This window comes from Sulfurimonas sp., assembly GCF_029027405.1.
Classification (GTDB): Bacteria; Campylobacterota; Campylobacteria; order Campylobacterales; family Sulfurimonadaceae; genus Sulfurimonas.
Map to the genome: position 1 here is coordinate 485,159 of NZ_CP093396.1, position 23,867 is coordinate 509,025.

Sequence of the window (23,867 nt, forward strand, 5' to 3'; positions counted from 1 at the left end):
TTTTAAGGAGTTATCGGTTTTTTCTTTATAATTGTATTGTCACCACCAAAAGGTGGGACAAAATCAGACTTAGGAGGTTAAGATGTATATTCTTAACATAATCCTGAAAGTAATAACTATTATTTTTATAGTAGTTAAGCTGTTCAAGGAATTATACTAGAGGTAATAGCCTCTAGTATCTTAAGGCTGATTATAACACAAAAAGGAAAAATTATGCAAACCATCGAAGATATAGTTTTTGTTTTAATTATAGTTATTTTAGTATTTATGGTTGGAAATCTTCATGTAAGATTGAAGAAATTAGAAGATAAAAAATAGTAGTTGTCTTATGAACCTCACAAAAGATATTCAAACAAAATTTTCAAAACTAAAGATAAACTCTTGGTGTGAACTCTCTCTTATGATTCCACATTCTTACGAAGACTTAACCTTAAAAGATAGTATAGATATGGGCAAGGCTCAACTCATAGATGCTAGTGTTGAGTCGGTTTTTCGTGCGCCAAATACAATCCAAATAACTTTTTATGCACACAACTTAGGACACACTATAAATGGAGTTTTATTTCGTCCAAAATCTTATATGATGCATCAGTTTAAAGTTGGAGATAGAGATTATTTTTATGGTATTATTGACTGTAAAGTTGGTAACTGTAGTATGAGTATGCCAAGAAAAATAACAACCATGGGTTCTATAACTCCAAAATACAAATCAACTCTCAGAAATGATGTTATGCTTCGTTTAGTGCAAAATAATCTTACTTTAGAACTACTAAAATCAGAAGGCTTAAAAGAAGAGATAGCACTTGAAGTATTAAAGCTTCATTTTCCTACTTCTATGTATAATCTAAAAGAATTAGATAAGAAAAGTATAGATGCTATGAAATATTTAGAACTTTTTGTTTATATGAAACTTTTAGCATCTAAGAGAAGATATTTCGAGCCATTAGTAAGAGTAGATGCAACTTATGATGATTGGACTTCATCGTTACCTTTTAAGTTAACTAAAGAGCAGATGCAAACCATAGAAGATATAAAAAATGATTTTGCAAAAGATGTAGCTTCAAAACGAATGATAGTGGGTGATGTTGGTAGTGGAAAAACTATGGTTATTCTAGCATCTGCATATATGATGAGAAAAAGTTGCTCAATTTTAATGGCACCAACAACATTATTAGCAAATCAACTATTTGAAGAAGCACAAAAATACCTTCCAAATCTCAAAAGTGTTTTGGTGACTAACAAAACAAAAAAAGTAGATTTAAGTGAGTATGATTTTATCATAGGAACACACGCTCTTTTATATAGAGAACTGCCACCTGCTGGTTTGGTTATGGTAGATGAACAGCATCGTTTTGGAACACAGCAAAGAAATATGTTAGAAAAACTTGTTGGTTCTAAAGAAAAAAAACCACACTTTTTACAGTTTAGTGCAACACCGATTCCAAGAACACAAGCGATGATTGAAACTGCTCATATAGATGTAAGTTTGATAACTACAACTCCTTTTAAAAAAGATATAACTAGTGAAGTGATTCATAAAAATGATTTTTCTGAGTTACTAGAACGAATAAAAAAAGAGATAGCTAAAAATAATCAAGTTCTTTTAGTCTATCCATTAGTTGAGCAAAGCGAGGTTATAGAGTATCAAAGCATCGATGAAGCTCGTGGATATTGGGAAAAAAACTTTGATGATGTATATGTAACGCATGGCAAGGATAAACATAAAGAGGAAGTCTTGCTTGAGTTTAGAGAAAAAGGAAGCTTACTCATAGCTACAACAGTTGTAGAAGTAGGTATATCTCTTCCAAGGCTTAGTACCGTTGTTATCGTAGGTGCTGAGAGATTAGGTCTCTCAACTCTGCACCAACTAAGAGGTAGGGTGAGTAGAACAGGACTAAAAGGGTATTGTTATTTATATACAAATCAAAGTTCATCAGATAGGCTTGATAAATTTGTAAAGACTATAAGCGGTTTTGATATAGCAAATTTGGATTTAAAATTTAGAAAAAGTGGTGATTTGCTTAGAGGAAGTTCTCAAAGTGGAAGTCAGTTTAAGTGGATTGATTTAGCACTAGATGAAGATGTTGTACGAGCGGTAAAAAAGGACTTAATATAGTCCAAATTTACCATCGTTTCTTTTGTAAAGAACACGAGTTTTACCTTCGTTATCTAAGAAGATTTCAAACATTTTGTTACTATCTTTTAGGTCTGTTAAAACATCTTCAACTTCTCTAGGTTTGTAAAGGTCAAGTTCAACTGGCACGATCTCATCTTCGCTTGCCTCTGCTTCTTCTTTTAAGTTTATATTTTCAGCTTTGATTTCATTTAAACCAACTTTACGATGTCCAACATCTTTGTCATGCATACGACGAATTGCTTTTTGAGCTCTACTTGTTGCCATGTCAATAGCAGCATATAAGTCATCATCACTCTGTTTTATGACAATAGTGTTTTTGTGTGCAAGGTTTATAACAAACTCAACTGTTGAGTGTTCTTTACCTTTTTTTGTTTGTGCAGATGCTATTACATTTACAGATATAATATCCATCTTATACTTGCTTAGTGTTTCTATAGAAGTTGTCATGTGAGTTTTTATTGGCTCAGTTAGTTCTAGTTGTCTTCCTGTAAGGGAAATATTCATAAAAGAATCCTTTTAATATTTAATTTTGAGATTATAACATTAAAAGGTTTATGTAAAACTATAATTTTTGAAGGCTTCTTCTAAAATATCTTATAGGCTCTGTTGTTCCAGCTGGATTTGCTGTTACTGTTATGTCCATAAGTACAGTACCATTAGTCTCAGCATGGCTTGTATTAAAATAGTCAACTCCATGTGGTACTGCTGCTGTTGTGCACGGAGAAGGAGCAGTATAAACATAATGCAAACTTACATTAATATCATAGATGTCATTATGTTTAAAATTAAGATCCTTTAGTTTACATGGGTCTACTTGGGATATCTTTAATAAAGCATATTCAGCAGCACTATGGGATAGAAGTATGGACTGTTCATATAGATATAAGTCTGTCGTTCTTTTTGATGTTTGAGTTGCAAGGGATAAAGATAGAGCCATAACGGTAGCAATAACAACAAGAACAATTATTGCCATCATCATTGCCATACCGTTTTTAGAAGTTTTTTTAATTTGAGAAGTTCTTAAAAGATAGTTTTTTCTTTGCATATTGAATACTCCTCATTTGTTAATAAACTTTTGACACATACTTGAATTTTTATTAAAGAGCTAATTGCTCTAAATTGAAATGAACTTACATTTTCCATAATGATACTTTTATTCCCATCTGTATACCTTTCACCTTTCCATGGTCTATAATTATACCAAAGAGTTAAGTCTCCACTTTTTGTTGTATCACTATAATTACGAAGTTCTACCGCATAAGCTGTCCAAGATAATTTATAATATTCAAAAATAAGAATATCTGTAAAGACATTTGCCCCTGTATTAGGAACAAAATGCATTCTTTGCCCTGGTACAAATGCTATTGGATGCATACTATGATTTTGATCTGTTATAAGAGTAGAAGTAGAAGGAGTACCATATCCCCATGCATTTGTTGTAAGAGATGAGCCAATAAAATAAATAGCACTGTCATTAATATCTGCCCTACCATAAGATAAGATCTTTATTAAGTCAGATACCGCTGTCGTATTCGTTTCTTTTGAGACTAATAAATTTTCATTAGAGTCATCTAAATCTATAATACCACTCCAGTAAGGAAGTCTATCGCCACGAAAACCATCTTCATCTGCACTTATCCATTCAAGAACAGTAGCATTCACATCCTTGGATGCTCCTTGTAAGGGAACCATTGTGGATAAAGTAGTATTTCTGACTATTACAGAGTCTTTTATACGATACTGAAGTCTTTTTGATACAAACTCAACGGCATATTCACTATTTGATTGTAACTCATGATTTATTTTTGAAAATATAAAGTTGTTATATGCTTGAGCTAAAAATTCCACACCAAATTTTGCTAAAATTGCCATAATTACAATAACAAAAACAAGCTCCATCATTGTAAATGCTTTTCTTATTATCATGGATAAGACCTTCTTGCATAAGACACTTCACCAATATTAGCACTGTATGTTCTTAAGACAGTTACAATATTGGTAGTATTCTTGTCTAGTATAGTTATCGTAATTTCTTTGAGGTTTGGATTATTTGGGTCATACTTGTTAAAGGTTGCGTTTGACTCAACAACTAAGATAGAATCATATAACTTTTTATAGCCTTCTGCCGAGCTATTTGCATCTAAAATAAAGATATGTTCTTGAGGGTGTGCAGCCACATTTAGTGAATCATTAAAGACAGTACCTATGTAGGGACGAGTGCTTAAATCATTTAAGCACTTTCTATTGATATGTCCTTTTCTTTTGTTTGGTGTAGCAGCTGAGCAATCATTATTGCCCCCCACAACTACATTAACTACTCGAGCAAATTGTGGATCAAAAGTTGCGGTTTGTGCATCATTCATACTGAACTCATCCCATCTGTATGTAGTTGCCTCATTAAGACCTGCTACTGATGCAAAAATAGCTTCTTGTACTTGACTATTGCTGATTGTTTTAAAAGTAATCTGACTTATCATAGGTAAGGACATAACTGAAATAGATATTATGACAATAGCAAATATTAACTCAATAAGCGTAAAAGCATATCTTACCACATTGTTCTCCTATTTGTTATCCCCTTAGCTTTGGTTTTAGTAGTTGTAGAGTTCTCAGCTTTACCATTCCAAGCACCATCTTTTCTAAACTCAACTTCAAATTTATTGTGTGTAGCATTTTCATTTAATTCGTCATAAATTAGCCAATTAGTCGCATTATTCTCCATGGTTGCTGTATATGGGTAAGTTGTTCCAGAGTACTTTAGATAATACTCAAAATTAAATACATCAGTACTTCTTTTAGGAGTATCATTATTAGATACAGAACTAGCTCCTTTTTGACTAATTGCTCCAATAATTCCGTCATTATTTCCTTCTCTATGCCATGAGTTAGCGAACCATCTTGTATCGCCTGTTCCCTTATTATCAAATGCAGGTACAAAAGCAGAATTATCACTATAGACTTGATATATAAGTCTTGGATTATTTGCATCTGGTTGTGATTTGGTAAAACAAGGCTTTGCATAACAAATTTTAGTTATAGCTCTTTTTGGACCTTGTGCTCTACCGTAAAACATGGTTGCATTTACATCTTTTATTATATGAGAGCCATCTGTACCTATTTTTAAAACAGTAGTTTGATCAGAAACATTTAAATCATTTATGCTGATAATAAATGGATTTCTTGCTTCGTTGTTCTTTCTTTCAAAGTTAAACTTAATTCCAAAATTTCCGCTACCGTTATGGTCACTTGTAAATGCTTCTGTTGGTGGTATGAGAAGAGTAATATTGAGATCAGATAAAGGTTTTTTAATCATTAAGGGAGTAGTAGTAGTAGTATTAAAATCTTTGAATATGATATCGCCAGTAGGGGAAGAAATATTTGAATTGCCTCTCGATAAAGTATAGGCTATGCTTATATTTACATCACTAGCATAACACTCTTTTGAATAATTTTTTGTTATATTATTATCCTGATTTTGTGCTTCTGCAGTAAATATTAGACTTGCTCCCATTTTTTCTAAATCATTTGAAAGGTATGTAAAACCTGTCGCACTATTGTGATTGATCTTAGATGGAGGAGTTGTGATCTTAAAATGGTGTGGTTTTATAAGTAAGTTAACAGTATTTGGGCTTATAAACCTATCTATATCTAATGTGTCATTTTTATCTACAATTGCAAACTCTTTATCCCTATTTTCTTTAATTGTAAATTTATATTCACCAACATCAGAAAGAGTATATGTATGTGAATCCATTCCATCGGCAAAAGCATAAGCGGATTTATTTATGTCCCTAAGGTCTACAGTACTACAATTTTTATTACCAAGTATTAGAGTTATAGATGTATCTAAATCATTAAAAGAAGTGTTATAATCAGAAGCTGGGTTGTCATTAAAATCATTTGCAAGGTAGCTTATATTTGTATCTTGGGCTTTTACTATTAGCTTCCCACCACTTGGAACGCCATCTACACTAGATAAAGAAAAGTTTTTTGGTCTAATAGAAAACTCATTTGAGTCTGCTACTCGACATTGACCTTTTGGTTTTCCTTTTGAGTCATATTTTGCGCCACATGTGGCTTTTCTATTTATTCCAATACCCGATACATCCCAGCATTTAGTCCAGTCACTAGCAGCTAAAGCACAATATTTAAATTGAAATGAAACTACTTTGTGGACATTATTTACAGACGATAGTGCATCAGTAAGTTTTATAACGCCTCGTTTATTCTGTTTAAGATCAAAGTACTCAGTTTTAGGATCCTGATTCCACGAACTAATATTACCAATGTACCCGTAGTAGTGTAAATCAGTTGTTTCTCTCTTTAAGCCATCGTCTTCTACTTTTACTAAAAATACTCCAGCATTTATATTTTGATCATTAACTATAAGAGTTCTATCTTTACTAAGTAGTAATATATCAAAATCCTCTTTTTCTTTAAAAATTTTTGTAGTTATATTTAAATCTGTTGGTGCGTTTATTGGGTAGTTGGTATTTTTATTTACTGTTAGAGAACTAAGATGTTTAATAACCGTAAATGGACCATCTGTAGCTCCATAACGACTAACTCCAAGGTAGTTATCCCAAGACATACATAGATAATCATAATATGAGTAGAATGCATTATTGTCATCATTATGATAAACATTACCATTGCTATCAGAAATAAAGTTAAGCCAAGCATCTTGTTTATAGTTACCATTTGGCTCATAGTAAACATCTCTCTTTACACTTGCTCCACCCCCACCAATACCAGGAGCGGTTACACTATACTCTACAGTACTACTCTTGGTTAAGTAGTTACCTGCACCAACATCAGCTATCCACCATTGATCACCATTTGATATAGCTGATAAAGTAGGGTCAGATGGATTGTTTGCTATCATATCTTGGAGTGTAGTTCTCCATCCCATAATGCCCATAGTCCAATCATCAAGGGGAACAGCATTTTTAGTATAGTCTGTACAAGTAGAAGCACCTGAACTTGTTCCAGAATTCATACATCTTCCCTGCATATTGTTTTGCCAAGAAGTATGTTTGCCATCAGCAGCATGGTTTCCATTTTGTGGAAAATAAAGTCCAAATGGCCCATAAGGCCAAACCTCGTTATAGCCTTCTGGTGTAATATAGTATTCTTTTGATGGTTTATTGGTATATATTTTATATTTTTCACGGATAGTACCTGTATAGTTTATCCATTCAGATTTATTCTCAAATAAATATGCTTTTGTTCTTTGAAATGTATCTTTTGTATTTGGAACAAAAAATAAAAGACCAAGTTGAGAACAAGTATCATGATATACATTTGGATTTGCGCGAACCTGTGTCATAGTTTTTATATCATCTTTGGAATTAGTTACTTTTGCATCAAGAGCCATAACAAATGTCCAAGCTTGTTTAATAATTTCTTGATATTTACAATATGCTACAAATGGTCTAAATTTTGTTGTAATTGTGTCCCCTTTAACTCTTCCACCTTTGTCTGGGTCTATCCAAAAATAACCGTTTGAAGCACCACCTAATGTTGGCAGATACAAAGGGGCATCTGGAACCTTTTGAAAAATTTCTCTGCAAGTCTCTTCAAGAATTTCAGTGTTGTAATCTCCCGTAGTTGATCCGTTTGTTGTTCCTTTGATAGCTGGATATGTTAAATATTTATATGTATCTAATAGTTTAAGTTGCATTTGTTCAACTTTACATCGTCCGTTTGTATAATCAAGTGTATTTATTTTAACAGCTTGATTCCATGCACCTATACGAAGTTTATTAGGATCACAATTTGATAAAGATGTATTAGTCCAGTCAATGGAAAATGGAGTACCTATAAGGTTTATATTACTAAAGTGACCTTGATTATTGCTTGAGCCTTCTGCTAATGAGTTTGGGACTACTTTAACAGTGCTTCCAGATATAGATATCTGTAAAAAGTTAAATGAATTTGCTGCTTCCTTTCTTCTAGACTTATCCGCTTGTTTATAGTAGTTGGCAGAAGGTGAGTCATCTTCAAAAACAAAGTTGTTATAGTTATTTTTAAGAGGTAATGCAATCAACTCTCTTGGTGCTCTAGGACTATTTATATCACAATAAATTTCGTATGAATTAGAGTCATCTCCACCATCTGGGTCAACAATATGAAATCCTTCAGTTAAGGAATTTAGTTTACAAAAACTAGGGATACATGCAGTACATGTTCTAGATGTTCCAAGATATTCATTTTTAGCCTTTTCATTTGCGTAAATTGTTGCTATCGCACTATCACTAAGTGCTATGCTGAATATTTTGACTTCATCTATCAAACCATTAAATGATGTACCATTATTTAGTGTTGTACCAATTGTAAAAGGAGTACGCCTAGCATTTGCCAACCTACCAGTTGGTGTAGTATTTGTACTTTTTACTCCATCTATGAAAGTAGTGAGTGTAGCTCCATCATATATAACTGCAATAAAGTGCCAGTTGTCTTGTGTAATGCCTGATCCAATGTTACCTGTAAAATCTGTTATGGCATCTATGTACACATGTAAACTGCCATCTGAATTAACACCAATTTCTAAATTGTCATTTCTTGTTTGAGAAGCTTTTGCAAAGATGGTGTTTGCTGTTCCATGAGAAGAAGTTGCAGGGTCAAATCCTTTGGGCATTATCCACCCTGTGATAGTAAATCTATTATTTGATCGACCAAATATATTGTTAAAGCTATTACCCATTGAGATATAATCATCATTACCATCAAAAGAGGCACTAGAACATATTGTAGAATTACTATCTGTTGATACTCCATTATAACTTTGTCCATGTGAAGTGCCAACAGAGTCTATAACCTCATTGGTAAAACTTTTGTATGAACATTCATCAAAGCGATACTCTGCTTTAAGTATAGAGGCAGTAATTTGAAGATAATCTAGTTCTATCTGTTCATTATTATCAGTTGTGTCAGGGTTTAGAGTTAAAAGTATTCTGCCATTTGCATCTGTATTTGCTGTAAATGATCTTATATATGTTCCATCTAATACAGAATAACTTTGTATTTGACTACCATTTACTGATATATCAAAAGAATCCTGACTACCTCCAGAGTCTTCCCATCCACCAGAAGTTCTATACTTTATGTTAAAAGTAACTGTTAGGTTGGCATAAGAAACTCCAAAATCATAAGTTTTACTTGCTGTGTTATCTCTTGTGATAAGCAACCATCCAGAAGTTGCTGAAACTCCAGTACCAGTGTAGCCGTTGGTACTATTATCAAATGTGTCATTTGATAGTTCAAAAGCAGAAAGAGAAGTAAAAAATAAAAAAATTAGTAGCAGGAAAGAAAATTTTGTATTAAAAGTTTTCATAACAGACTCCTTGAAGTAAAAATTGTTAGTGCAACGAAAAAAAAGGCTCAACACCGAGTAAATTCATTTGCATGTATTATACTACTATAAGTGAAAAAGAAATCTTAAAGTAAATAAAATGTGAAGTATACTCGTCTTTTATTTATCTAAAAAAGTAGAAATTTTTTCAGCTATGCCATACTCTGTTGATTCTGCTAGTATTATTTGAGCAACTTTATTGTTATCAGTGTTAAAAACTAGTGGACCGATGAAATTTATGGCAGAGTTTTCTATTGGAGTTTGTATAAGAACAATATTTAAAATCATTAGGTTTGATTTTTCATTAATCTCTAGTTTTTCTTTTATATGAGTAGGAACTTCAAAATCATACTTTCTTAGAACAAAAGGGTCGATAAGAGTAAAAGAGATATGTTCCTCTTCAACTGAACGCATCTTCATAAAAATATCATCTATCTTTTGCAACTCAACTTGTTTTATATTGTCAAATCCTAAAAGAGGCACACAAATGTCAAACTTCATAAAAAACCTTTTGTAAATATTTGTTATTGTATCACTTAAAGCATAAAATGTACCTAGTTTAATAAGTGTTATATATCTTTTAGATAAAATACAAACTTACTATTAGAGGATATTATTTATATGAAATTTAAAAAAAGTTTTTTACTAATTTTGTTTGCGTCATCTTTGTTTTTTGGCGGATGTTCAAAAGAATTAGAAGAGTATAACAAACCCGCGGTTTACTGGTATGGAAAAATAATTGAAAACATTTCAAAAAGAGATTTAGAGCAGGCAGATGAATATTATAGTTCTCTTCAAGGCGAACATATAGGTTCACCACTTCTTCCAGAAGCTACTATGATTTTAGCTATTGCACATATGCACTACGAAGAGTATCTGTTGAGTGAACACTTTTTAAATGAGTATGTAAAAAGATATGCAACTGTAAATGAAAAAGAAGATGCAGACTTTTTAAAAATCAAAGCAAAATACATGGCCTTACCAAATCCAAGACGAGATCAAGCACTTATAGAAGAAGCGATAAAAGAAGCGCAAAATTTTAAAAATAGATATCCAAACTCTATGTACTATAGTGTTGTAGATACGATGCAAACTAGACTTTATATGGCTGAAGCAGCATTAAATGAAACAATTGCTGACCTTTATGATAGGCTAGATAAGCCAAAAAGTGCTCAACATTATAGAGCTATAAAGCCACAGCCATGGATAAAGTGGAATGAAATTGATAGAGCAAATACAGCTTGGTATAGAGAGTGGTTTGAAGGAGATGGAACTTCTAGTTGGTATGCTTTTATGATACCAGACACAAAAAGTGTTGTTTCAAGAAACTCGGTTTCTGATAATTCTTTAGAAAAACAAACAAAAAAACTTACTTCTTTTCAAGAAAGTGAATTAGAAAAAGCGAAAGATTTAAGAGATAAAGACATCTTAAGTGATGCAGAATATCAAACATTAAAAGAAAAAATATTAGAACTTTAAAAGATTAGGATTTTATATGAAACTTAGTAATTATGGAGATTTTCCAGCAGATATACCAGTTATAGCAGAAGATGAACTTTTTTTATACCCTTTTATGATTTCACCACTTTTTTTAAGTGACGAGAGTAACATAAATGCCGCAACAATAGCAATGGAAGACAGCTCTTTAGTTATAGTCTGTCCAACTAAACCCGCACAAGAAGGTGAGAGAGAATATGACTCTTTATATGATGCAGGTGTAGTTGGCTCTATTATGAGAAAAGTAGCCTTACCAGATGGGAGAGTAAAAGTTCTTTTCCAAGGACTCGCACGTGCAAAAACTTTGCATCAAGTTAACGACAATCCACTTATAGCAAATGTTGCAATACTAGAAGCTACAAATGTGGAGTCTTTAAAGATAGATGCCATTCTTGAAATAGTTAGAGAAAAGGTTAGAACACTTTCTGGAGTTAGTAATTATTTCCCACCAGATTTACTTCGAACAATAGAAGAAAATCATGACCATAATCGTATAATAGATTTAATATGCAGTAGTGTAAAGTTAAAAAAAGAACAGGCATATACACTTTTTGTTGAGGTAGATACGGAAAAAAGATTTCTTCTTTTAATAGACTATCTAATGGATGAAATAGAAGCGAATAAACTTCAAAAAGAGATAAGAAGTAAAGTTCATACTCATATAGAAAAAGTTAATAAAGAGTACTTTTTAAAAGAGCAATTAAAACAAATTCAAAAAGAGTTAGGTACTGATACCGATAGAGATGAAGAGATAGAAGAGTATCGTAAAAAATTAGAAGATAAAAAAACAAAAATGGGCGAAGGTGCCTTTAAAGAGATTTCCAAACAGATAGATAGATATTCAAGAATGCACCCTGATTCTTCAGATGCTTCTATGACTCAAACATATTTAGATTGGACGCTAGAGATTCCTTATGGAGACTTTGCAAAAAAAGCACTTAAAATCCAAGATGTGCAAACACAACTAAATGAAGATCACTTTTCACTTAAAAAACCAAAAGAGCGAATAGTTGAGTATTTTGCTGTAAAAGAATTACTTGAACTTAGAGGCTTAGGAAGTGACAGTGCAGGAGCAATCCTATGTTTTTCAGGACCTCCAGGAGTTGGTAAAACTTCTTTAGCTAACTCAATAGCAGAGGCTCTAAAACGCCCACTTGTTCGCATAGCACTTGGTGGACTTGAGGATGTAAACGAGTTAAGAGGTCATAGAAGAACCTATGTTGGTGCAATGCCAGGACGAATTACACAGGGACTCATAGATGCTAAAAAGATGAACCCTGTAATTGTTTTAGATGAGATAGATAAAGTTGCTCGTACTGGTAGAGGTGACCCTACAGCAGCTCTTTTAGAGATATTGGATCCTGAACAAAATAAAGAGTTTAGAGATTATTATCTCAATTTTGATATTGATTTAAGTAAGGTAATTTTTATAGCAACTGCCAATGATGTTGGACGAATACCAACACCACTTCGGGATAGAATGGAGTTTATAACTATAAGTTCATATACACCACAAGAAAAATATGAGATAGCTTCAAGATATTTACTTCCACAAGAGTTAAAAAAACATGGCTTAAAAAAGAGTGAAGTTAGTATCTCAAAACCTGCATTAAAAGAGCTGATTCATAGTTATACAAGAGAAGCAGGGGTTAGAAATCTTCGCCGTCGTATTGCAGACATGAGTAGAAAAGTGGCTCGTCAGATGCTCGAAGATTCTTCAATACAAAAAGTTGCAGTATCTTTGAAAAATTTAAAAGATTTCTTTGATAAAAATATATTTGAAATTGAAAAAACTACTAAAGTTCCTGTTGTTGGTGTTGTAAATGGGTTGGCTTGGACAGCAGTTGGTGGAGATGTTTTAAAAATAGAGAGTATTCGCATCAAAGGTAAAGGCACTATGCAACTCACTGGTAGTCTTGGTGATGTGATGAAAGAGAGTGCAAGAATTGCAATGAGTGTTGTTAAAACTCTTATAGATACTAAAAAATTAAAAATAAATCCTAAAAATGTTCCTCTTACATTTAAAGAAAAAGAAGACAATATGAAAATAGATGTGAGCGAAGTTTATAGACGATATGACTTGCATATTCATGTTCCAGATGGAGCTACTCCAAAAGATGGGCCAAGTGCAGGCATAGCTATGGTGAGTGTTATATCTTCCATACTTAGTGGAGATAAAATTCGCTCTGAAATAGCTATGACAGGAGAAGTCTCTTTAAGTGGTGATGTTCTTCCTATTGGTGGGTTGAAAGAAAAACTTATTGCTGCTCATAAGGCTGCCATGAGTATAGTGTTAATCCCACAAAAAAATTATGAAAGAGATTTAGATGATATTCCTAAAGAGGTAAAAGATTCTTTACAAATTATAGGTGTTAGTAGAGTGGAAGAGGTACTTAAGTATATTTTAGTAAAGGAGTCGTAAAGACTTCCCTAAACTAATACAGTTGAGATTTTTTCAAATAAATCAGCATTTCTGATTGGTTTCATTAAGAAACTATTTGCTCCAAATTCTAAAGCTTCACTTTTTTTCGTTTCATCTGTCGTAAGAACTATGATAGGAAGCTGTCGCAGATTGTCATCAGCACGAACAACTTTTAGCATCTCTATACCACCCATAACAGGCATGATTATATCTAGTAAAATAAGATCAATATCATCACGAGATTTTAAAATACCTATCGCATCTGAGCCATTTTTAGCCTCTAGAACCTCTTTAATATTTTCGTTTTTCATCAGCATTGATTTAAGTAACTTTATATTTATCATATCATCATCAACAGCTAAAATAGTTAAGTTGTTTTTTAACATTCTATATTATCCTTAAATAAATTTTTCAAATATTTTACGAAGTGAATGTTTATTCACAACATTAATAATTGTTTCATCAACATACTGAGTATGCATATGTTCTTCTTCCCTGCTAATAAGAATTAGCGCAGATGATAAAGCTTTTTCTTCACTTGTTCTTTTTATGTCATTTGATAATTTTTCTACTTTCAGACCTTCTAAACCAATATCAAATATAACTAGTTTATAAGAATTAACTTTAGTTAACTCACTTAATTCTTGTGCGGATTGAGCCAATTCATAAGAGTAGCCTATAGTTTTTAATAGTTGAACATAAAGTCTTGACTCAAATTTATGCTCTTTTGCAAGAAGAATATCTGCTTTATATGTTTTCTTTTTAGCAACTTTTACTTTTTTTGGAGCTTGTTTCGGTTCTTCTATTTCTAATATTTTTTGTGTATTATCAACAATAAAGTCAGCTAGAAAGTGATTTAATAAAGATATTATTTCAGGGCGTATTAATGGTTTAGTAGTGTATTCATCAAGCCCAGCTTCTAAGAAACGCTCCCTGTCTCCTTTTAAAGCATTTGCCGTAAGTGCTATGATTGGAATATGTGCTTGATTGTAGTCTTCTTCATATTCTAAAATTTCAGCAGTTGCTTCTACTCCATCAAGTATAGGCATCTGAATATCCATGAAAATTAAATCATAATTTCCATCTTTTCTTTTTTGAAATGCTTCAAGCCCATTGTTTGCTATATCAACATTAAGTCCGATATCTTCTAGTGTTCTTTTAATTAGTTTTTGATTAATTATATTATCTTCTGCTATTAAAACATTAGCTTGGAATCGTGAAGTTTTTTTGTTGAATTTTTTATGAGTTGATTTTTTAGATTCAAAACCTTCAGATGAATAATTTTCAAGAGTTTGTTTAACTTTTGAGATATTTAAAGGTTCATAAATTGTTTTAAAAATATCAAGATTAAGAGAATCTACTTTTTTCATAAAATATGTTTTAGTTAAAAGTACTAGTGCTTGAGGTAAGTTTGAATATTGTAAAAGTAGATTTTCTTGAGTGTAATCATAATCAATAAAGACTAAGTCGTAATTAACTTGTCTTTGAAGTGTTTCAAGTTCATCAATATTTTCAAAAGCAGTATATCTAACACCATAAAAATCAAGATACTCTTTTAAGTAAATATCTTGTCTTTTTGCTTTATGAGAGTTTTTTAGAACAAGTGCATTTAGATTTGAATATATACCCTGAGAACTTTCATTTAGCGTTTCAACTCTTTCAAAATCTATACTAAAGAAGAATGTTGTTCCATCTCCTGCTTCACTATGAAGGTCAAGTTCTCCACCCATAAGCTCAATAAATCTAGAAGAAATTGTAAGACCAAGACCTGTACCCCCGTATTTACGAGTAATTGATGTATCCGCTTGTGAAAAGGCTTCAAAGATTTTAGCTTTTTGCTCATTAGTCACACCAATACCACTATCTTGAACTTCAAACCTAATTCTTGTTTGTCCTTCTTGATCACTTTCGATAACTCTAATGTCAACATTAATAGAGCCAGAACTACTTGTGAATTTAACAGCATTTGAAAGTAAGTTTATTATTACTTCTTTAATTTTAGTAGGGTCACCTTTTAATGGATTCTCTAGTTTAGGGTCTATAAAACAACCAAGATCAATATGTTTTTCACTTGCACGAACGGCATATACTTCAACAGCACTTTCAAATTCACTAATCGGATTAAAGACGATATCTTCAATTTCTAGTTTATTACTCTCAATCTTAGAAAGGTCAAGAATATTATTGATAATTTCAAGAAGGTTTTCAGAAGATTTTTCAATAATTTCAACAAACTCTGTTTGCTCTTCACCTAAGTTTGTATCTTTTAAAAGTTCTGTAAATCCAACAATGCCATTTAAAGGAGTTCTAATCTCATGTGACATGTTGGCAAGAAACATTGATTTTGCTTCACTTGCTTCTTGAGCAGACTCTTTATCTTCTCTTGTTTGCTCAATAATTCTTTCAAGTAAATTATAAGCTTGAGTTGTTCCCTCTGCTGTATGAAGATTGATAACAGTAATCTCTTCATCTTCACTAGCCGCATCTTCTGCAACTCTTTTTAAAACTTCTTCAAGATTTTTTATATTTTTTGTAATCTCACTAGAAAGAAAATAACCAAGAAAAGCTAGTATTACTGAAATTAGCCAAAGGGACACAGTTAAGCTTAGAATTTGTAAAGCTGTTTCTTTAACTTTAACAGCTCTTTTATCCATTTCTTGTAAAATTAAATCTTCTGCATTTGAGATGATATTTATTTTTTCTGAGTGCATAGCAAACCATTTTATGGCACTTGCGTTATATTTAGTACTTTTGCTACTATCAACTATAGTTGCTCTTTCGGCATTGATTTTTTCATATAATTCTATAGACTCTTTACTCTCAAAAAGGGCGTCTAATTTAGAAAGGAGTTCTGGATTATGAAGTGTTTTATATGATAGTACATCTGCTTTACCAACAACAGATATCCATCTTTTTAAGTCTTTTTTTGTTGGAGCTAAACCACGAGAGATAATATATGACATAAAACCTCTCTCTATGCCACTGTACTCTTTAGCGTCAACCATTTCTATATATATAGTAAAAAGTTCATTTATGTGTTGGTCTGTTTGATTTTGAATAAGCTTTTCTAGTTTAGTAATTAGTTCTTTTTGAATGCCGCTATATATGACTGTAAATGCTTTGTCGAATTTAATATTTTTATCATCAACTAATTTTCTAACATCTTTAAGTCTAAATAAAATATTTTCTATAGATTTGATATTTATGCAACCTATACAGTTTTCTTTTCCAGTTTTATGAGCATGTAAGGCTTTATTGTATTTTGAATCGTTTACATATAGATTTATTTTATTATTAACTATGTTTCTTTGAATCGATAAAGATTGAAAAGTTGCTTTAGATGAATCGCCAATATACATAGCAGTCATTCCACGCTCTCTAGCAATATTGCCAATGATATCATTTAGCTGAGTATTCTCTGATAATTTATTGTGAATTAACTCTGCTTTTTGATAGTTATTGTATGAATCATAAAGATAATAACTTGCTAATGTAATCAAAATAAAAATTGGAAAAAGACTGATTACTGTTAATCTATTTTTTAAACCTATCTGCATTTTTTAATCCTCACTTATAGATAACTGTTTTAAAGTAGTGCTAATTTTAGAAATAAGTTCTTTAGCTTCATCTGAATTTTTCGTATTTATAATAGATTCAAGATTTTGCATTACAGTAGTAATTCGCATGTTCTCGCTAATACTTTTTAGTTTAAGAGCAGTTTTTTTCCATAATTGTGAATTGTTTTGCTTAATCGCATCATCAATGACGGAACAAGCATTATTTCCTTCACTTATGTAATCATCAAACAAAATATTATAATCTGCTGCATCAATCCCAATTTCATTAGCAGCAATAGTTTTACTAGAAGAAGAATAGTCAATTTTTTCAATATCCTGAGTAATTTCTAATTCTTCTTCTTGTTCTTCTAAGTCTAAAATCAATTCTTCTAGAATAGGTTGCTTAGAAGGTGCTTTAGTAAGTTCAGGTATATCAGGCATATTTATTTCTAAAAGTTCTTCAAACTCTACTTTTTCTTCATCTTTAAAGCTAAGAATTAAATCATCATCCTCTTCATTCTCCTCTTCATTCTGTACGATGTTAGCTTGTTTGAAAGTTTTACCGGACAGTTTTTCAATAATCATGTAAAGTGTGTTTATATTTGTTTGAATTTTATTAATATCACTAGAAGTATTGATGGTTGTTAATACTTCAAAAGCATCTTCTATACGAAGATTTGCAGCAACACCTTTTAATTTATGAGATAGTATTTTAACATTATCGATATCATTATTATTTAGTGAATCTTGTAGAGGCGTCTTAAATTCTTCTGCTTGGTTTATGAAGTCTTGAATAAATTCTTCTATTAAGTCAACAGGAAGACCAAGTTCTTCAGATGCTAGATGTGGGTCATATAAATAATCAGAACCAACATTAAGCACCTGAGATAAAATAACAGGTCTATCTTCTACAATAGGTTCTTTTTTCGTTATTGTTTCTTCTATTTTTATTTCATGTTTAATTTCTTCAATCTCATCAATTTCTAAAAGTTCATCTTCAAAATTGATAGCTCTTTCTTCATAGATATCATCAACTACCATTGAATTTTCTTCTAGTTGAGGAGCACCTATTTCATAAGGGTCATGTGTAACTTCTACTTCTTCAACTGCTTCTGTTGTTTGTAATAATTCTTTTTTATTATTTTTGCGTTCTTTAAAGGTGTCATCAAACTTAGAACTTGCAAAAATAGCACTTTTTTCACTAGATGCTATTGGGGCAGGTTTTTCAAGTACATCATCAGCAACTTTATCATTTTCATTATGAGTTAGTACTCTTAAATTTACAAGGTTGACTAGGTAGGCTTTCCGAGTAGGGTCATCAACTAAATAAGCTGTCTTTATATCTAGCGTACATTTAAAGTTTTTACCATTTACGTGAATTATAACTTTTGACTCTTCACTTCCTTCTGCGCAGTTAACAAAATCTATCCAATGAACATGTTTAAAGTTATGAACAAAGCCTGGTGTTTTAATAAAAAGGTCGGCAAAATCAGCTGACTCAGATCTTAGTTGTGCAAAATCAGAGAAGCCTAGGACTTTTAAGTCAATCTCATCAATTCCTAAAAATTCTTTTTGATAGTTGTAAATTAACATTAATTTCCCTTAGTTTTGAGTATTTTTCTATAAAGTTCATCACTCTCTTCGATATCTTTTCTTGGAGCGTTCTTTCTTGAAGCAATATAGCCAGTGATCTCGTTGTTTTTGTTAAATATAGGTGTTATTTCGGTATATACCCAATAATACAAACCATCTTTACGGAGGTTTTTTACTAAGCCATTCCACGATTCTCCACTCTCAATGGTATTCCACATTTTTGCAAAAATAGACTTTGGCATATCAGGATGCCTAATTATATTATGATTGCTTCCAACAAGCTCACTTACTTTATATCCTGAAACATTACAAAACTTTCGATTTGAAAAGGTTATTATGCCTTTTAAGTCAGTTTGACTTACGATAGCACTTCCCTCAAATATGTACTCTTCATTAACAGGTGTTACATTATTCATAAAACATACCTCACAATATTTGGGGTCTATAATATCATAATAGAAGCAAATTTATACTTATTTATAAATATTTTTTATAATTTTTGCATCTTTTATGTTTAAAACTGAAGATAGTTCTTCAAAACTAAGTTTTTTTAAAGCTTCAAATGTTGTGAAATGATTTAAAAGTTTTTTTATTTTTGCTTGTGAGATACCTTTAAGATTTAAAAGTTTACTCTCTTTATCTAGGTTTAGTTTTGTTTTTTTATGAAATGTTATTGCGCTTCTATGTGCTTCATCTCTAAGGTTTTGTGTCCATTGAAGTCTTTTATCTGAGTTTTTTAACTTAAAACTTTCATTTTTTGTATGAATAGTATCATTTGCCTTACCTTTTGCTCGATGGCTTTTCGCATCTATTTTTTCTTTTGATATAGCGATAACATCTATAAAAGCTCCAGATGAAGCAAGAATTTCAGATGCTAACTTTAAAAGAGTTGTACCTCCATCAATTATCCATAAGTCAGGAGGAGATTTTTTAGAAAAACTTTCTGCTCGTCTAGTTAATGTTTCTCGCATTTGAGCATATTCATCTTTAGCATCTAGATGATAAGTTCTATAACTTTTTTTATCAAAAATTCCATCTTCATAGACAATCATAGCCCCAACAGTAGCGACTCCTGAAATATGTGAGTTGTCAAAAACTTCAACTCTTTTTGGAGTTCTGTTTAAAAATAACAACTCTTTAAGTTCATCTAATATTTTTGTATTTAATGTTTTTTTGTCTTTTTTAAGTAGCTCTTTGGCATTTAAAATTGCTAAGTCAATAAGTTGTTTTTTCTTTCCTTGTTTGGGTACGCTCAAAGATGCCTTTTTATCAAAAATAGTGCTTAAATAAGTTCGTATTGCATTGATGCTTTCAAATTCTAAAGCAACTAAAATAGGAGCAATTATTGGTGGTTTTTCTTTTGTATAAAAGTCCAATATTGCGCGTTGATAAAGTTCATCTTCATCTATCCCCTCATTTAGTTGAATATAGTCGTGAGTTGATGATATTATCTTCCCATCTCGCATAAATAGCCTGACAATTACTGCTCTTGAATCAGAGTTCTGTAAAACGAAGATATCGTAGTTTTCATTTGTCGCAAAGTCTATCTCACTTTTAATTTGGGAACGAGAAATCTTTTCTATCCTATCTCTAAGTTCTCCAGCTTCTTCAAAGCGTAAACTTTGAGCATACAGTTCCATCTGTTCTTGAAGTTTTTTGATTAAGTATTTTTTATTTTTTATAAGTTTAATAGCTAAATCTAACTCTGTTTTGTATCTTTCTTTGGAGATTGGAAGCTCACAAGGACCGAGACATTTATTTATTTGATGATATAAGCATAATTTTTTTGAAGTAAGAGAGCCTTTTTTTTGGACAATTTTACAAAGTTCATATATGGATTCTAAAATATCTCTAGCTCCAACAGAGTAAGGACCAAAATATTTTACATTTTTAGCATCTATGATTTTTCTTGTAATCTCAAATCGTGGATATTTTAGAGAGTTATCTATATAAATATATGGGTATGTTTTGTCATCACGCAGTAAAATATTGTATTTTGGATTCAACTGTTTTATAAGAGAATTTTCAAGTATGAGAGCATCATGCTCAGAGTTTACTACTATATAGTTCATAGAGGTTGTTTGACTTATCATCTTTTGTATTCTAAGTGATAGTTTGGAGCTAAAGTAGCTTTTAACTCTATTTTTTAAGTTTTTTGCTTTTCCTATATAAAGCAAATTTCCATTTTTATCAAAATACTCATAGATGCCAGCAGATGAAGGAAGTTGCTCAACGGTTTGTTTAAGAGTCATATTTTGTTTTTTTGCTATACTTTCGAATATTATATATCTTAGAAAATTGAGGTTTATATTGAAGAAAAGTAATTATTTTATAGGTATATTTCATCTGCTAATTATAGCGATGTTTATGTTAAGTGTAAATGGATGTGGATATAAGGCATCTCCATATTATGAAGAAGAAGCACCCCAAAGTGATGAAAATGTTAAATTTATAATAAAAGAACAACAAAAATAATGCAATATGATGTCATAATTATAGGAGCAGGAGTCGCTGGACTCTATGCGGCTTCACACATCCCAAAATCAAAAAAAGTTCTTATCATTAATAAGAGAGAAACATTTAAATGTAATAGTTTTTATGCCCAAGGTGGAGTTGCTTTTGCAAAAAATAATGATGATATACCGCTTCATATAAAAGATACTATTGATGCCGGAGCAGGTTTATGTGATGTAAAAGCAGTAGAAACTTTAAGTCAAAAGTCAAAAGAAGTTATAGATGATTTGATAGCTGCTGGATTTAAATTTGACACAGATGAAAACGGTGAACTACTTTATACTAAAGAAGCAGCTCATTCAACACAAAGAATCCTTCATGCAGGAGGAGATGCCACAGGTAGGCACATGCACTACTTCTTGTTGCAACAAAATAAGCATATATTACTAAGTGATGCGAGAGTTGTTGACTTACTGATAAGGCAGGGAATTTGTTATGGAGTTACAGTACTGCAACATAGAAAAAGTAAAAATATCTATGCAAAGGATGTTATAGTAGCTAGTGGTGGTGTTGGTTCACTTTTTGAGTACCATACTAATGCACCATGCATTAGTGCTGATTTGCAAGGACTTTGTTTAATAAAGGGAATAGAGCTAGAACACATGGAAATGATGCAGTTTCATCCTACTGTATATGTAAATAGTAATAATGCTCAAAAACAACTCCTAACTGAGGCTTTACGAGGGGAGGGTGCTACTATAGAAGATGAAGATTCGAAAAGATTTTTGTTTGAGTATGATACTCGCGGAGAATTGGCTTCTAGAGATATAGTAAGTAAATCCATTTACGAATATTCTCAAAAAACAGGTAAAAAAATATACTTAAATTTTCAAAATTTTGATTATCACTATTTTATGCAACGATTTCCTAACATATATAATAACTTACAAGATATAGGTTTTGATGTCCCAACTCAAAGAGTACCAATTTCTCCAGCTTTTCATTATGCGATAGGCGGTATAAAAACAGATTTAAATGGAAAAGTACCAAATATTGATGGTCTGTATGCTGTGGGAGAGGTTGCATCTGTTGGAGTTCATGGAGCAAACAGACTTGCTTCAAACTCTCTTTTAGAAGCTTTAGTCTTTGCAAAAGAAGCAGTTATTGATATTTTGCAAAATTCTAGAACAAAAGAGATGATAAAGTTTGAAGTATGTGATGAAGTGATGAGTTTCAAAGAAGATAAAGCAAAAAAGAACTTATTGCGTTCTATAATGTGGGAGAAAGTGTCGATTGTAAGAACAAAAGATGGATTAAATGATGCTTTAGAGCAAATTAATGCTCTTTTGAAAGAAAATATTGGTAGACTATTGAAATTTCGTTTACTTACGGCAAAAGAGATTATTCGTTCTGGTTTATCTAGGGAAAAATCTCTAGGGGTACACACAATTATTTAAGGAGATGTGATGTTAAAAATTTTGTCGCTACTAGGTTTAACTAGTGTAGCAGCATTTGCAACGACTTCTGCCCTTGCAGAAGGTCATGCGGTTGATTTGGCGATGGAGCCATTTGGTTGGTTATTGTTAGTGATATTTGTAGTAGGGTATTACTTTATTGCAGCAGAAGAAAAGTACAATATAAATAAGGCTAAACCAGCCCTATTTACAGGTACTTTTATGTTTATGCTTTTGGGTGGATATTATGCGGCTAATGGTTTAAACTTCGCAGCTTTTGATACAGAAATTGCACATCTTATTTTAGAAATAGCAGAAATTTTCTTCTTCTTGTTTGTTGCGATGACTTTTATTGAAGCACTTATAGAGAGAAATGTTTTTGATGCTTTAAAAGAAAAATTACTTGGTGCTGGATATAACTATAAACAGTTATTTTGGGTAACAGGTATTTTAGCTTTCTTTATTTCACCAGTTGCGGATAACCTTACAACAGCTTTGATCCTTTCAACAGTTCTTTTGACTATTGAAAAAGACAACAAAGCTTTTCTTATTCCAGCGGCTATAAACATAGTTGTTGCAGCAAATGCTGGTGGTGCTTGGTCACCATTTGGAGATATCACAACACTTATGGCATGGTCCGCCGGTAAAGGAACTTTTGTTGATTTCTTATTTTTATTTCCTGCTTCTATTATTGGTTGGAGTATTACAGCATTTCTTCTTTCTCGTTTTGTTCCAGAAGGTCAACCCAAAAAAGTTGAAGGTGCAGAGCCAGTTCATATCCATCGTGGTGGAAAAGTAATTATATTTTTAGGAGTATTTACTATCTTTTCGGCAGTTATGGGTAAGCAGATAATGCATCTACCTCCAATGTGGGGGATGTTATTTGGGCTTTCACTTTTACAACTTTATGCATATAGACTAAAAAAATATCATGATCATGATATTCAAATATATAAGTCTGTTTCAAAAATTGAAAATGATACGCTACTGTTTTTCTTTGGTATCTTAGCTGCAGTTGGTGCTTTACACTTTGCAGGTTTCTTAGGTCACGCTGTTAAACTGTATGAGATGTTTAATCCAACTTATGTAAATATTGGGGTAGGTTTCCTTTCTGCAATTATTGATAATGTTCCTGTTATGTCAGCTGTATTAAAAGCTTCTCCAGATCTTCCTCTTGCTCAATGGATGCTTGTTACTCTAACTGCTGGTGTTGGTGGTAGTATGATTAGTTTTGGTTCTGCTGCTGGTGTTGGTGTTATGGGTAAACTTCATGGCATCTATACTTTTGGTGCACATATGAAATATTCTTGGACAATTGTGATTGGTTACTTCGTATCTGTTACAGTCTGGTATTTTCAATATGAAGTATTAGGCATTGGTGGTTGATTCTATTTAACCA

General features: G+C 31.8%; 17 protein-coding genes. 6 read left to right on the forward strand and 11 right to left on the reverse strand.

Annotation, left to right across the window (positions count from 1 at the left end; translation table 11 throughout):
* Positions 1-328: 328 nt before the first annotated feature.
* A complete protein-coding gene (gene recG, locus MOV42_RS02545; protein ID WP_324172251.1) occupies positions 329-2,116 on the forward strand; it encodes an ATP-dependent DNA helicase RecG in 1,788 nt (595 codons plus the stop codon).
* On the opposite strand, the gene hpf is transcribed toward recG, so the two are convergent.
* The 6 genes from hpf to fliW form a co-directional block, all read right to left on the reverse strand.
* On the reverse strand, positions 2,108-2,641 hold the full coding sequence (hpf, locus tag MOV42_RS02550) for a ribosome hibernation-promoting factor, HPF/YfiA family (RefSeq protein ID WP_324172252.1): 534 nt from the start codon (positions 2,639-2,641) through the stop codon (positions 2,108-2,110). The genes recG and hpf overlap by 9 nt on opposite strands.
* Positions 2,642-2,699: 58 nt before the next feature.
* Positions 2,700-3,182 carry a hypothetical protein gene (locus tag MOV42_RS02555; protein ID WP_324172253.1) on the reverse strand — a complete coding sequence of 161 codons (483 nt, stop codon included), beginning with the start codon at positions 3,180-3,182 and terminating at the stop codon, positions 2,700-2,702.
* Positions 3,158-4,063, reverse strand: a complete 906-nt coding sequence (locus MOV42_RS02560) for a prepilin-type N-terminal cleavage/methylation domain-containing protein (protein WP_324172254.1) — start codon at positions 4,061-4,063, stop codon at positions 3,158-3,160. The genes MOV42_RS02555 and MOV42_RS02560 overlap by 25 nt, the downstream gene beginning before the upstream one ends.
* The gene (locus MOV42_RS02565) at positions 4,060-4,692 is read right to left on the reverse strand and encodes a type II secretion system protein (protein ID WP_324172255.1); all 633 of its coding nucleotides are present in this window, start codon (positions 4,690-4,692) and stop codon (positions 4,060-4,062) included. Before MOV42_RS02565 ends, MOV42_RS02560 begins: the two co-directional genes overlap by 4 nt.
* The gene (locus MOV42_RS02570) at positions 4,686-9,473 is read right to left on the reverse strand and encodes a LamG domain-containing protein (RefSeq protein ID WP_324172256.1); all 4,788 of its coding nucleotides are present in this window, start codon (positions 9,471-9,473) and stop codon (positions 4,686-4,688) included. The genes MOV42_RS02565 and MOV42_RS02570 overlap by 7 nt, the downstream gene beginning before the upstream one ends.
* A gap of 138 nt (positions 9,474-9,611) precedes the next feature.
* Complete coding sequence (fliW, locus tag MOV42_RS02575; protein ID WP_324172257.1) at positions 9,612-9,992, reverse strand: flagellar assembly protein FliW; 381 nt, start codon at positions 9,990-9,992, stop codon at positions 9,612-9,614.
* A 120-nt stretch (positions 9,993-10,112) separates the two neighbouring features.
* On the opposite strand from fliW, the gene bamD reads away from it, so the two are divergent.
* Both bamD and lon read left to right on the forward strand, forming a co-directional pair.
* Positions 10,113-10,970, forward strand: a complete 858-nt coding sequence (gene bamD / locus MOV42_RS02580) for an outer membrane protein assembly factor BamD (protein ID WP_324172258.1) — start codon at positions 10,113-10,115, stop codon at positions 10,968-10,970.
* Between the two features lie 16 nt (positions 10,971-10,986).
* Positions 10,987-13,410, forward strand: coding sequence for an endopeptidase La (lon, locus tag MOV42_RS02585; RefSeq protein ID WP_324172259.1), 2,424 nt, complete (start codon positions 10,987-10,989; stop codon positions 13,408-13,410).
* Positions 13,411-13,418: 8 nt separating this feature from the next.
* On the opposite strand, the gene MOV42_RS02590 is transcribed toward lon, so the two are convergent.
* The 5 genes from MOV42_RS02590 to uvrC are packed head-to-tail and all read right to left on the reverse strand — an operon-like array spanning position 13,419 to position 20,812.
* Positions 13,419-13,796: a response regulator gene (locus MOV42_RS02590; RefSeq protein ID WP_324172260.1), complete on the reverse strand. Its 378-nt coding sequence runs from the start codon at positions 13,794-13,796 to the stop codon at positions 13,419-13,421.
* Between the two features lie 12 nt (positions 13,797-13,808).
* On the reverse strand, positions 13,809-16,967 hold the full coding sequence (locus MOV42_RS02595) for a response regulator (RefSeq protein ID WP_324172261.1): 3,159 nt from the start codon (positions 16,965-16,967) through the stop codon (positions 13,809-13,811).
* Between the two features lie 3 nt (positions 16,968-16,970).
* On the reverse strand, positions 16,971-18,560 hold the full coding sequence (locus tag MOV42_RS02600; RefSeq protein WP_324172262.1) for an Hpt domain-containing protein: 1,590 nt from the start codon (positions 18,558-18,560) through the stop codon (positions 16,971-16,973).
* On the reverse strand, positions 18,560-18,976 hold the full coding sequence (locus MOV42_RS02605) for a PAS domain-containing protein (protein ID WP_324172263.1): 417 nt from the start codon (positions 18,974-18,976) through the stop codon (positions 18,560-18,562). The genes MOV42_RS02600 and MOV42_RS02605 overlap by 1 nt, the downstream gene beginning before the upstream one ends.
* A gap of 57 nt (positions 18,977-19,033) precedes the next feature.
* Positions 19,034-20,812 (reverse strand): excinuclease ABC subunit UvrC, encoded by a 1,779-nt coding sequence (uvrC, locus tag MOV42_RS02610; protein ID WP_324172264.1) that lies wholly within the window; start codon positions 20,810-20,812, stop codon positions 19,034-19,036.
* Between the two features lie 58 nt (positions 20,813-20,870).
* Here uvrC and MOV42_RS02615 point away from each other — a divergent pair, with 58 nt between their 5' ends.
* Genes MOV42_RS02615 through nhaD form a run of 3 tightly spaced genes read left to right on the forward strand, consistent with a single transcriptional unit; the run spans position 20,871 to position 23,854 of the window.
* A complete protein-coding gene (locus MOV42_RS02615) occupies positions 20,871-21,035 on the forward strand; it encodes a hypothetical protein (RefSeq protein ID WP_324172265.1) in 165 nt (54 codons plus the stop codon).
* Positions 21,035-22,471, forward strand: coding sequence for an L-aspartate oxidase (gene nadB / locus MOV42_RS02620; RefSeq protein ID WP_324172266.1), 1,437 nt, complete (start codon positions 21,035-21,037; stop codon positions 22,469-22,471). The genes MOV42_RS02615 and nadB overlap by 1 nt, the downstream gene beginning before the upstream one ends.
* A gap of 9 nt (positions 22,472-22,480) precedes the next feature.
* Positions 22,481-23,854: a sodium:proton antiporter NhaD gene (gene nhaD / locus MOV42_RS02625; RefSeq protein WP_416385442.1), complete on the forward strand. Its 1,374-nt coding sequence runs from the start codon at positions 22,481-22,483 to the stop codon at positions 23,852-23,854.
* The last annotated feature ends 13 nt before the right edge of the window (positions 23,855-23,867 follow it).